The sequence below is a fragment of the Bombilactobacillus sp. ESL1097 genome (assembly GCF_058107205.1).
This window is the reverse complement of the sequence record NZ_JBYLUB010000002.1, coordinates 395768-408546: the sequence shown is the minus strand read 5'-3', so window position 1 is coordinate 408546 and position 12779 is coordinate 395768. Positions and strand designations below refer to the sequence as shown.

The window sequence follows — 12779 nt, the reverse complement described above, 5'->3', positions numbered from 1 at the left end:
CCTTTTCTTCCTACTAATTTAATTCTATTATAATATAATGACATTATTAGCAGAAAGGATAAGTTTATGTCAAATTCTTATCAACCACAAAATACCAAAGATGCCTTGCGCATGATTCAGCAACTGGCCAACCAATACTTACATGCTCCTTTAACCAAAGAACTCTTAGAGTACAATCAAAAACAAATTCAATATCTTCAGCAACAAGTCATTCCAGTGGCTCAACAGCAAGAACAGAATTTAACCAGAGTGCAACAAGCGCAAACTTTAATTCAAACTTTACAATTCTGGCAACAACAAAAATTGCAGGGCAAAATTGTCACTGGTAAGATCAAAAATTACCAATTAACCCAAACTGCCACCCCTAAGTATCAACACTTACCCGGCAAACATCAGAGCCAGCCACATTACCGAACTAGTCATCATTAAATCAAGCTGTGAGCAAAACTGGGCAAAAGCTGAGGACTAACCTAGATTAAACTTTTAAGTTTGATCCTTAACTTGAAAGCTTAATCGTAGTTAGATGTAAGCTTTTAGTTTTGCGAACGCAATTATATTAAACCTGTGAGCAGAAGCGTTAAGAAGTTGAGTATAACCTAGGTAAAGTTCTTAAGTTTTGACTTTTAAACTTGAGAACTTTTCCGTAGTTAGACACAAACTTCTGCTTCTGGGAACGCAATTTCGCCAAGCTGTGAGCAAAACTGGGCAAAAGCTGAGGACTAACCTGGATTAAACTTTTAAGTTTGATCCTTAACTTGAAAGCTTAATCGTAGTTAGACGTAAGCTTTTAGTTTTGCGAACGTAATTATATTAAACATGTGAACAAGAGCATATAAAATTTCATAGGCCAAATGGCAAATAATTATCACTGTATCAAACTTTTTTATTAAATTAAAATTAATAATAGATCTTTTTCAAATCAGCTAAATTGCTGGCTGATATTCACTTTAATTAATTTTTTATTAAAAATAGATGGTAAATAATTAATCGTGGTGCTAAGATAGTAATTACAAATTACGAAGGGAGCATCATTTATGAAAATCACAATGCTTGGTGTCGGCGGTATGGGTACCCGTTTTGGTTACGCATTGCAAAAGGCGGGTAATGATGTGACATTAATTGACGGCTGGAAACCGAACGTTGAAGCTATTCGCCAAAATGGGATTTCTGCCAATTTAGATGGCGTTGAAGTCAGTGCTAAATTGCCGATTTACTATCCTAATGAAAGCGACCAAATCAAAGATCCTGCCGATTTAATTATTGTCTTTACTAAGTCCTATCAACTAGAAGAGTATTTTGACCAAATTAAATCTTTGTTGACCCCCAAAACTTACGTTTTGTGCTTGATGAACGGAATGGGTCACGAAAAAATTCTTGAACGGTATGTTGATCAAAACTTGTTATTAATTGGGGTCACGATGTTTACTGCTGGTTATGACAAACCGGGACATGCACAGTTATTTGGTGATGGCAACGTTGAAATTCAAAACTTAGGCCCTCAAGGCGAATCATTTGCGAAAAAAGTAATTGCTGTCTTCAATGATGCCGGTCTTAAGTCCGTTTATAGTAATAGTGCTCGTTACTCAATTTGGCGTAAAGCCTGTGTGAATGGAACTTTAAATTCATTATGTTCACTTTTGGAATGTAACATGGGCGAACTCGGTAAAACTAAAGAAGCTACAACTTACTTGAAGGATATTATCGCTGAATTTGCTGCCGTTGCCCGCCATGAAGGTACCGATCTTGACGAAGATGAAGTGTTCCACCATATTGATGAAACTTTCTATGGCAACATTGCTAATCACTATCCCTCTATGTACCAAGACTTAGTCAACCATCATCGTTTAACCGAAATTGATTTTATTAATGGTGCCGTCTGGCGTAAGGGTGAAAAATATGGCATTCCGACTCCTGAATGTCGTTTATTAACCCAATTAATTCACAGTAAAGAACAATTAATTGGTGCCAAATTAGATTAATAATTTCCACAAAACCAAAAATGAAGCTACAAGATTAAAAACACTTAACAGTTGAATACTATAAAAAATGTCCATATTAATGATATGACCCTCAAAGTTCGAATAACTTTGGCGGTCATTTTTATATCTGCGATTATTTCAGTCGTAGATATTTATCTATTTTGTTGAATCAAAGTAACAAGCTAGCAGGCAAAAAGGACTAGCTCCGATTAAATATCGTCAGTTAGTCCTTTAAGTTTATCCTAATTGTATACCTATTAAGATATAGCTTTTTTTAATTTAATCTATTTGGTCAATAATGTGCTTGGTTCATGGCAATTAATAAGAACAGGAATACGAAAAAAGCACCATACATAATTGGATGAACTTGTTTACCCTTTTTTTCAAAGACCATAATCAAAACGTAAGACATGACCCCAAAAGCAAAACCGTAAGCAATATCATAGAAAAATGGCATTCCAATAATTGTCATAAATGCTGGGAAAGAACTTTCTAATTTACTCCAGTCAATTCTACCCAATGAAGTGACCATATATGAACCCACAATAATCATGATCGGGGCTGTGACCTGGGAAGTCACGACTCCTAATAATGGGGAGAAGAATAAACTTAACGCAAACCAAAAGGCTACTGTTAAAGAAGTTAACCCTGTTCGGCCACCAACAGCAATCCCTGTTGACGATTCAACGTAAGCTGCAGTTGGTGAACTACCAAAAATGGAAGAACTCGTCATCGCCAAAGCATCGCTTAATAGTGTCTTGCTTAAACGCGGCGGTACTTTTTCACCGCGCTTAATAAAACCGGCTTGCTCCGCTAAGCCCACTACAGTTCCCGTTGTATCAAAGAAGGCCACTAAGAAGAAAATTAAAATCACGGTGATCATTTGCGGTGTAAAAACATTTTGCACGTGAAAAATTGCTTGACCAAAGGTGGGTTTTAAACTTGGCACGCCGGCGACAATTGCCGTCGGCATCTTGATCAAACCGGTTAAAATGCCCACAATCGAAGTTGCCGCCATGCCCAACAAAAAATTAGCTGGCACTTTTAAAGCTACCAAGATTAATGTAAATACTAAGCCAAAAACGGTTAACCAAACAGTCGGATTATGAAAATCCGTAATCGTCAACAAGGTTGACGAACTAGCTTTGACCAAGCCACCATTTTGTAAGCCGACAAAGGCCACAAATAAACCAATCCCGGCCGCAATCGCCGATTTCAAATCAGCGGGAATATTATTGATGATTTTTTCTCGAATTTTAAACACTGTGACTAACATGAATAAGATAGAAGCTACAAAAATCCCAGCCAAAGCCGTCGGCCACGGAATTTTCATGCCCAAAACCACTGTATAAGCAAAAAAAGCATTACTCCCTAATGAAGGTGCAATCGCCACCGGATAATTAGCAATCAAGGCGGTCGCTAAGCAACCAACAATGGCCGCCAACGCCGTGGCTACAAAGACCGCTCCCTGATTCAACCCTGCATCGCCTAAAACATTGGGATTAACAAATAAAATATAAGACATCGCCATAAACGTCGTTGTACCCGCAATCATTTCTTGGCGCGGATTGGTTCGGTTGGCTTTCAAATCAAAAACTTTTTCTAACAGTCCCTGCGGCTGTTTGCTCATCTTAATTCCTCCCAATAGTTTCTTTTTTCAGAAACAACGTCTTTTATTATACGGATTAAGATGCTAAAAATCTAGTATTTTACGATATATTTTAAACTTTATCAATAATAATGTTCGCCTTTTACTAAAAAGCAGGTCTTAATTGAGCTGCATTGCCGTCATTTTGGGATTTTTTATCTTTTGAAAGCCTCCAAGCCTTGCCCTTGCTAACTTTTACTTAAACTTAACAAATATTCACAATTTCTTCACATTTTAAAAGTTTCTTCTTCATATGTTCTGTGTAATATATAGTTTGTAAGTTGATGAGATAGAAAAAATCTCACTTCTCCCCCTCAATATTTAAATTTTGAATCCCCCTCAATAATTTAAATTAAAAAACCTCCAACATTTTGTTGGAGGTTTTTATTATGCCAAAAAATTGAGAATTTCTAACGGTGCTACCTGTAACAACTGCTTACTATAAATCGTTTGTAAAACATAGCTTTGGCTAAAGTGCTGATAAATCGTACGCAATTGTGGATGTTGCGCTAATTGTTTAGGTAATTGATCTTGCGTTGATTGGGCAATCAATAACGTCATTGGCACTTTCGTATTTAGTAACAATTTCTTAGGTAAACTTTGGACAAATTCCGCTTGCAACTCTAGATCAACATACAAGCCAAAGCCGCCCGGTCTTTGATGAAAATTGGCCATGACAGCATTTAAGAGCATTTGGCGTTGATAATCATCTAAGTCCTGTTTTTGCTGTAAAGTTTGCACCTGTTGTTGGCCAAAAGCTATTAAATCTTGATAAGTCGCAATCTGAGGTGTAGTTCTATATGGCAACGCGGGCTGCCACTGAGGATCTAGAACCACCACTTGACGCGGTTTGAGACCAGTTTGCATTGCTTGTAATACCACAAACAAGCTTAAACCAGCTGCGACAATTTGGTAATTTTTTAACTGAAGAGTCGTCACAAATTCTTGTAAATCTTGAGCAAAGCTCATGACATCAACTGGACCTTGAGCTACTGACTGACCATGGTAGCGCCAATCCAGCGCATAACTATTCGTTAGGCCATTAAACGTCATGATCTGAAGACAACTATTCACACTTTGCGTTAAATCTGGCAAGAATATTGTATTTGCAGTTGCCCCTAGGTCCTCTGTCAAATACACAATTTTTCCATTACTTAAATTAACAGTTTTAACTGCAATCATTTTTTCACCAACTTATTTAATATGCAAAATTTGACGTAAACGTGTCAAATCTTTTGCTAAAACTTGATCCATCAACCGCGTTTTTAACACGTAGAAGCCGTAAATCACAGCGCCCACGACTACTTCAACTAACATGTAACTAGTTGCTTTAATGCGCCCAATATGGTGATCAAAGCCGTAAAAGCCACTATCCACTAGAAGAACCACAATCATCATCACTACAGCTCCTAGTAAGATTTTGCCAAGATCCTGTTTAAATAAAGTTGCCAAATTAAACGGATATAAGGCATGAATTTTTTTCAACATTAAATAACAGATTAAAACCATGGCCAAAATCGTCGCCACAATCGGACCATATTCGTGAAAAACATAAACTAAGGGCCACTGAATTACTATTTTAAATAGAAAGCCAATTACTAAATATTTAATGGCTAATACATTACGATATAGTGCTTGCAAAATAGCTGCCAAGACCATGAAAAAGCCTAATAGCAACGCCATCACACAAGATAATTGCATGATTTTAATTCCTAAGGCGTCAAAACCGTAAAAGGCACTCCATAACGGACGCGAAACGGCTAACATCCCCAACGCTGCCGGCAACATAAAGAAAGCAAACATTTTGATGATATTCACAATTTGCGCCTGAATCTTGGCCGTATCTTTAGTGGTATATAAAGAGGAAACAATCGGAATAGCTGAGGATACGACCCCTGTCGCCAAAGAAACCACGACCATGATTAATTTATTAGCTTGAAAACCAAAGAGTGAGTAATAATAGTCCAATTGTTGCCGCGAAATGTGCATAAAGCTCTGCATCATCGGATTAAAAGTCGACTGATCGAATAACTTAAAAATTGTAATGGCGGAATCAATAATGATAAACGGAATCGCCTGTAACAAGATTTCTTTGGTAAAATCTTTGGCCGTAAAACTAATCTCGTGACTGCCAGTAGCTGCCAATTGGGTTAGCGGCTTGCGCTGCCGCCAAAAGCCCCACAACAAAAACAACATCGAAATTCCCGCTCCAATAAAGGAAGCAAACGTTGATTTGGTGACGGCGTCAACGTAATCACCATGTTTAATTTGCATGATAATATACGTAATTAATAACATATAACTAACACGCGCTAATTGTTCTAGCATCATGGAAATTGCCGATGGCCCCATTTGACCGTGGCCTTGAAAATAACCCCGCATAATACTTAACGTTGGTAACAATAACACAGCAATAGCTAAAGCTTTCAGCGCCGGAATACTCCGTGGATCACCATTGGTAAAGACATCTGCTACCAAATTAGCGCCAAAATACATAATTCCGGCAAAAATCACACCGATAATTGCCGTTACTTTCAAAGCTTGCTTGAATAATTGATTGCTGGCTTCATACTCACCTAACGCATTATAATGCGCAATTTGTTTCGAGATGGCACTCGGCAAGCCGGCCGTCGACACAAGTAAGAAAAAATCGTAAATATTGTATACTTTGCCATATAGCGCATTAGCTGCAGCCACCGTCGCCGCCGAACCCATCCAAATGTTCCACGGAATAATATATAAAGCTGATAAGGCGCGCGAAACGATCCCACTGGCCGTGATCCAAGCTGAGCCAGACAATAATGAATCTTGTTTCAGCGTTTTAGTTGCTGTTGTCTTTGATTGATCCATTTGATTTTCCTCGATCTACTAACAATGAAACTTTATTATACAAAAAATTCTCCTAACTGACAAAAATCAATTAGGAGAACTTCGCATTTAGAACAAATTCAAAGTCAAGCTCGTAACTTTTCAGGTGCAACAAAAGACCGCCACTTAACTACAAATTGCTTAACCTAAAGTTGGTTTTAAAACTTGAATTAAATAGTCAGCTGCTTTTTGACTACCAGCTAAATCTGGGTGCATGCCATCAGTAAAGGTCAAGTCCCAATCTTTAGTTTCAATCAACCGTGTATTTTCATATTCAGGAGTTTCTTCACGAATAACAGCAGCATGATTTTGGCTGAACGGAATCATGACCCACAAACGACTCTTGGGATATTGCAATTTCAACTTTTGCATCACAACTTCAAAACCAACCCGAAAATCATTATCGTTAATCTTTTTATCAGGTGTCCCTAAATTAACAATCACATCATCAGCCTGAAAATCCGGTTGCCAATCAATTTGATCAGCTAAATGATCAACGAATGTTTGGGCATTAGGAACACCACCAGTACCGGGCTTAACCACACCAGTACCCGGATAGCAAATTCGAATATCTTCACGGTTAAAATGCTCAGCCACTAAAGCTGCATAATTACTTTCAGCACGATAATCTTGACCAGGAGTCGTTCCAGCAACCCAAGAACCCGCCGTAATCGAATCGCCCACAAACACTAAAGGTGTGCCTGTAGGTTTCACTGCTTGTAATTGCCCCGTTGTTTGTACTTGGTCGAAGTACAAGCCTTGATGTCTTTTCCAAACGTTATCTTCAGTTGAATTACCACTATAAACGACTTGTAAAACATGGCTTTGTTCATCAGGCAGTGTCACGGTAAATGGTTCACTCGTCAATGCCAAACGTTCAAAAGGCTGATCATCAATCTGGTAAGCTAACCAAGTATCCCCCGCATTGGCTTTAGTTGAAAATGACCATTGCACAGTGGTTGTACCCTGCACTTGCGTAATAATTCGTGCACCTAAATTAGTTGTATACATCCCATGACTCGTTTGTGCCCAACGACCACTAAAATAAAGTCCTTGTGCTTCATAATTAGCCGTTGTCTGTTGAAAATTCATAAAATCTCTCCCTTTCTATTGCCCAAAACTCTGACACAATACTATAATAGCACTCATAGCTACCTTTCATAAAAGGAGAACTGAAATGTTTACGAATATTATTTTTGACGTTGACGGTACATTATTAGACACAAAAGAGGCTAGTTTACTAGCTTTACAAAAGACTTTAGCAGAGGATTATCACATTCAAACTGAACTGGCTGATTTGGAGTTTGCTTTTTCTGGTACAGCGGAAAATACTCTCAATTATTTTCAGATTCCTAAAGAAGAGCATCTCAAAGCGGCCCAAAGTGTGTTTAAAAATGCCTTTGGCTTTATTGACGAAGTGCAACCTTTTCCTGGAATCGTCTCGACAGTGCAACAACTAGCTCATCAGCACATTGGTTTAGCCATTGTTACTTCGGAAGATTCACGCGAAGTGACCGCCATCTTCAAGAAAACTGCCTTGCAACCTTATTTTAAACATTTTGTGACTGCCGACATCGTCCAAAATCCTAAACCGGCCGCCGAACCGGCACAAAAGGCCTTAGAATTGTTGCATGCCCAGGTCCAAACCACGCTCTTAATTGGAGACTCCCGCAATGATATTGGTTGTGCGCATCATGCTGGTTTAAAATTTGGGCTCGCTAAATGGGGCGCTAACGATCAAGATGACTTTAGTGATGCCGATTATATCTTTGAACAACCACAAGATATTTTAAAATTAATTGCCCATTAATTCTAAGCCAACACTAAAATAGCCCGTTTGAGTTCTGATATGCTCAAAGGGCTACTTTTTTATTTATAAGTTAAACACCAAACACGTGCATAAACATTTCTCACGATCTAAACTGCTATTTTTAACTAGCATTACGCATTACATTAGATCCTTTCCAAACGCGCAATCCGCTCACTTAATGGAGGATGCGTATCAAAGAGATGTTCCAAAGAATGTTTCTTGTTTAGCGGATTAGTAATATACAAAGCAGCACTAGCTTCATCAACTTGATGCATGGGTTGTTCATTTTGCTGCAATTTACGTAACGCACTGATTAACCCCGCCGGATTACGTGTTAACTCCACGCCTGACGCATCCGCCAAATACTCACGGTTACGCGAAATGGCTAATTGAATCAATGAAGCTACTAGAGGACCCACAATCGAAAATATTAATCCGACTAACCATAACACCAACTGAATTAAGTTATTACTATTAGAGTCTTCACGGTCATCGCGATCACTGCCAAAAAGCCAGCCCCACCGATACATATTCGATAACATAGAGGACAAAAAAACGACAGCAGAAGATAACGCTAAAGCAACAGTGGAAACGCGAATATCATAATTACGAATATGCGACAATTCGTGGGCCAAGACCCCTTCTAGTTCTTCACGATCCATCATTTGGTATAAGCCACTCGTTACTGCCACGGCCGAATGATTGGGATCGCGCCCCGTGGCAAAAGCATTGGGACTGGGATCATCAATGAAGTATAAATCTGGTTGTGGAATGTGTGCGACCAACGCTAAATCTTCCACAATATGCCATAAATCAGGAGCCTGGTCACTACTGGTAATCGGCTGAGCGTGGTTCATTTTCATCACTAGCTCAGTTGACTGAAAGTAAGTGCCTAAAGCATAAAACAAGGCAATTATTAACGCACCGATTATTCCGACTTGATAACTATGCCAAAAAAGTTGCCCGACTACTCCACCAATTAAACCAAGAATTAAGAAAAAAAGCGCCAAAACTAAATAAGTACGACGCTTGTTTTGTGTTATTTGTTGATATAGCATGGCTTAACCTCTTAAAATTTGACTTGAGGAACTGCTTGCTCAGCTTCGGGAATTTGTAAATATTCCATCGGCAAGAAGTGATGTAACTTCGCTACTAAATTCCGTGGAAAAGTCTGCGTTGCCGTATTGTAATATTGGACTGAACTATTATAAGCTTGGCGGGCATAAGCAACTTTGTTTTCAGTATTAGTTAACTCTTCCATTAATTTTCCAAATTCTTGATTAGCTTTTAAATCCGGATAATTTTCAGCTAAGGCCATAATCGGTCCCAGGGCAGTCGTTAACTTGCTGTCAGCGTCTACTTTTTCTTGTAATGATTCTGCATTCATTACCGAGTTTCGCAAATTAACAATCTCGGTCAAAGTTTGCTTTTCATGTTGTGCATAGCCTTTAACAGTTTCGATTAAATTAGGAATTAAGTCTGTGCGTCGCTTTAATTGCACGGCAATTTGACTTTGAAACTCTTGGGCTTGGTTTCTTTTTTGCACTAAGCCGTTATATAGCAAGGCATAGACCACAACTAAAACTATAACAATTAAGATAATAATTAACGTGGTTGACATAAATTTACTCCCTTATTATTTTGACTTAATTTTACCGTGAATAACTACAACACTCAAGTCCGCTCATGCTAATCAACAAAATTATAGCCTAGCGTTCAGCTTGATCAATAGCTTCGGTAACTCGATCTTTAGTGAAATCATGCTGCATGTAAGCTGAATCAGTAACTGGCAAATGTTGTTGTAAAGTCGCAAATGGTTGCCATAAAGCCTGGCCTTGTTGCAAGGTAAAGTCCAAAACATGCCCTCCCAGCGAATGATCAGCCGCCAAAAAATGACTATGAAAACCAGCTACGCTGGCTCCATCAAAGACTTGGGGTGAATAATAGCTAATTAAAGTGCCAGCAATATTTTGTGCTTCAAAGACACTTTGCTTTTGCGATGCTTCCACTAAAGTATGATAAGGCTCTTGTGCTTTCACAACTGTGCGAGTCTTCATTTGTTGAAACACACCGGTTAATTTCACCGCATAAAAGATATTGGCGGATTGCGTTTGTTGGGCAATTTGTTGATAAACTGCGGTAGCTGGTAACTGTTCTAAATTTACTAATGGCTGAAAATCAGCTTGATGCACTGTCGCAAATGGCACCGTAAAATCGCCTGACACAATATTAACTTGTCCTTGCCCATCGACTTGGTAAGGAGTCCCGTCTAAGATGACTAATTCACCATCTAAACCTTCACCAGTACCAATCCCAGTATCACCGTGTTGCAGCAATTCTTTGATTGTTAAAGTTCCTTTTAACAAACCTGGTACTAATAAAGCTAATGTGCCATGTTGATATAAAACATCATCCATCATTTTTACCTCCTATTAATTTAATCGCTCAATTTTTAAGCTATTGGTCGCAGTATTTTATTTAGCGTTCCAAAAGCAGTAGTTTGCGTCTAGCTATGAATAAACAATTAAGTCTCAAACCGACTTAATTGTTTATCCTAGGTTAGTCCTCGACTTTTAACCAGCATTTGTAGCAGTAATTGTTTTATTAATGGAATTGATCAGGTAACAATGCCTGGTTCAAACTAGAATTACGACTATAATCAACTGGAATCTCAACGACGACTGGCCCAGACATTTTAAATGCTTGATCTAAGACAGCTGCCAAACTATGGTCTTGATCAACACGTAAACCAGCAGCCCCGAAACTTTGCGCATATTGGACAAAATCAACAGGACCAAATTGCACCCCCGCATCGTGGCCATATTTAGACTGCTCTTGAAAACGCACCATATCATAATAACCATCAACCCACACTAATTGCACAATATTAGCGTGTAAGCGCACCGCCGTTTCCAATTCTTGACTAGAAAACAAGAACCCACCATCGCCAGCTACAGACACCACTTTACGCTTTGGATCTAATAACGCGGCGCTAATGGCCCAAGGTAAGGCTACACCTAAGGTTTGCATCCCATTACTAAATAATAAATGCCGTGGTTCATAACTACGAAAATGCCGGGCCATCCAGATATAATGACTACCAACATCGACTGTCACAACCATTGAATCATCAACGTGTTTTTGTAATTCTTGCACAATGGCCAACGGATCTTGAACTCCCGTAGTTTGAGCTGAAACGTTAGGAACATCTTTTTGATCATATTCTTGCTTGATAGCTTGCAAATGTTCTTTAGTCGCTGCTGACAATTGATAATCTGCTAACAACGTAGTCAATTCTTGAAGCGTAGCAGCTAAGTTGCCTTGCAAAATTAAATCAGGTTGGTAATCTTGGGTCAATTCAGGGACGACATTATCTAAATTAATGACTTGACCTTGGCGATCTTGATTCCAATTACGAGCTTCATATTCAATCGGGTCATAGCCAATGGCAATCACCAAATCTGCTTGCTTTAATAAAATATCGCCAGTTTGATTGCGAAAGAGCCCCACCCGGCCAAAATATAAATTCTCTAAGTCGCGGGAAATAATTCCTGCACCTTGAAAAGTTTCAACAACAGGTAACGGGGTATGTCGTAAAAGATTACGTAAAGCTTGCGTGACTTTTTGTTGCGAAGCGCGCATGCCGGCCAAAATCACGGGCATTTTAGCTTGTTTGATGGCCAGAACTACTGCCTGTAATTTATCGGCAGTTAAAACCCCTTGCTCTACTGTCGGATGGCGCTTCATAATTGGCCGCGTCACATTTTCATTAATCACATCTTGGGGAATTGAAATAAATACCGCACCGTTTTTGGTATCGGTCGCTTCTTGATAAGCGTTTGCAAAAGCTTCAGACAGATTATTAGGATCTTGAACTTCAACGCTATTCTTGGTCACAGGTGCCAAAATAGATTGATTAGGAATACTCTGATGTGTTAACCGCGCTAAATCATCCCGCGGAACTTGACCACCTAAAGCAATTACCGGATCACCTTCCGCCGTAGCGGTAACTAAACCTGTGGCTAAATTGGCAACTCCGGGGCCTGATGTTACTAATACCACCCCGGGTTTGCCTGTTAAGCGCCCAATTGCTGCCGCCATAAAGGCAGCATTTTGTTCATGACGCGCCACGATTAATTTAGGCTTATGAACATTTTCATTGTGTTCTAGTTCTTCGAAGAGCCGATCAATTTTGGCACCGGGAATTCCAAACACATATTCAATCTGATACTCAATCATTGTTTCAACAATGGCTGTTGCTGCGGACTTTTCCGTCATAAAATCATAATCCTCCAATAAAAGAATAAGCATATTATACCGTTTTCTTAATTATTATGAAACGAATGATGAAAAGCCATGATAATTTTGCATGAGCTTTGAACTGACGTAGAATTATTACAGCCGATTGCTTAAACTTTTCTTCTGGCTAGCACGGCAAAAATCAAATCACCTTGGTACAATAACCTAACTAAAG

The 12779-nt window shown here is 39.0% G+C and carries 11 protein-coding genes; 3 read left to right on the top strand and 8 right to left on the bottom strand.

The genetic code is table 11. From position 1 onward, the window contains the following. Window positions 1–66 precede the first annotated feature (66 nt). Together AC3B6D_RS05915 and AC3B6D_RS05910 are read left to right on the top strand one after the other, a co-directional pair. Window positions 67–429, top strand: a complete 363-nt coding sequence (locus tag AC3B6D_RS05915; RefSeq protein ID WP_489758175.1) for a hypothetical protein — start codon at window positions 67–69, stop codon at window positions 427–429. A 605-nt stretch (window positions 430–1034) separates the two neighbouring features. Further along, window positions 1035–1979, top strand: a complete 945-nt coding sequence (locus tag AC3B6D_RS05910; protein WP_489758174.1) for a 2-dehydropantoate 2-reductase — start codon at window positions 1035–1037, stop codon at window positions 1977–1979. Between the two features lie 292 nt (window positions 1980–2271). Here AC3B6D_RS05910 and AC3B6D_RS05905 read toward each other — a convergent pair whose 3' ends face one another. The 4 genes from AC3B6D_RS05905 to AC3B6D_RS05890 form a co-directional block, all read right to left on the bottom strand. Next, a complete protein-coding gene (locus AC3B6D_RS05905; protein ID WP_489758173.1) occupies window positions 2272–3609 on the bottom strand; it encodes an NCS2 family permease in 1338 nt (445 codons plus the stop codon). Between the two features lie 405 nt (window positions 3610–4014). After that, window positions 4015–4809 carry a hypothetical protein gene (locus AC3B6D_RS05900; RefSeq protein ID WP_489775155.1) on the bottom strand — a complete coding sequence of 265 codons (795 nt, stop codon included), beginning with the start codon at window positions 4807–4809 and terminating at the stop codon, window positions 4015–4017. Between the two features lie 12 nt (window positions 4810–4821). After that, entirely contained in the window at window positions 4822–6477 is a 1656-nt protein-coding gene (locus AC3B6D_RS05895; RefSeq protein ID WP_489775154.1) for a putative polysaccharide biosynthesis protein, read from the bottom strand. A gap of 159 nt (window positions 6478–6636) precedes the next feature. Then, complete coding sequence (locus tag AC3B6D_RS05890) at window positions 6637–7587, bottom strand: SGNH/GDSL hydrolase family protein (protein WP_489769545.1); 951 nt, start codon at window positions 7585–7587, stop codon at window positions 6637–6639. Between the two features lie 85 nt (window positions 7588–7672). Between AC3B6D_RS05890 and AC3B6D_RS05885 the strand changes: the two genes are divergently transcribed. Then, entirely contained in the window at window positions 7673–8305 is a 633-nt protein-coding gene (locus AC3B6D_RS05885; protein WP_489758169.1) for an HAD family hydrolase, read from the top strand. A gap of 143 nt (window positions 8306–8448) precedes the next feature. Here the strand turns inward: AC3B6D_RS05885 and htpX are convergent, their stop codons facing one another. The 4 genes from htpX to alsS all read right to left on the bottom strand — a co-directional run bounded on the left by htpX (window position 8449) and on the right by alsS (window position 12583). Next, window positions 8449–9363 carry a zinc metalloprotease HtpX gene (gene htpX / locus AC3B6D_RS05880; RefSeq protein ID WP_489775153.1) on the bottom strand — a complete coding sequence of 305 codons (915 nt, stop codon included), beginning with the start codon at window positions 9361–9363 and terminating at the stop codon, window positions 8449–8451. An 11-nt stretch (window positions 9364–9374) separates the two neighbouring features. Next, window positions 9375–9926, bottom strand: a complete 552-nt coding sequence (locus tag AC3B6D_RS05875) for a LemA family protein (protein WP_489758167.1) — start codon at window positions 9924–9926, stop codon at window positions 9375–9377. Between the two features lie 88 nt (window positions 9927–10014). Then, window positions 10015–10725: an acetolactate decarboxylase gene (budA, locus tag AC3B6D_RS05870; protein ID WP_489775152.1), complete on the bottom strand. Its 711-nt coding sequence runs from the start codon at window positions 10723–10725 to the stop codon at window positions 10015–10017. Between the two features lie 184 nt (window positions 10726–10909). Next, complete coding sequence (gene alsS / locus AC3B6D_RS05865) at window positions 10910–12583, bottom strand: acetolactate synthase AlsS (protein ID WP_489775151.1); 1674 nt, start codon at window positions 12581–12583, stop codon at window positions 10910–10912. Window positions 12584–12779 lie beyond the last annotated feature (196 nt).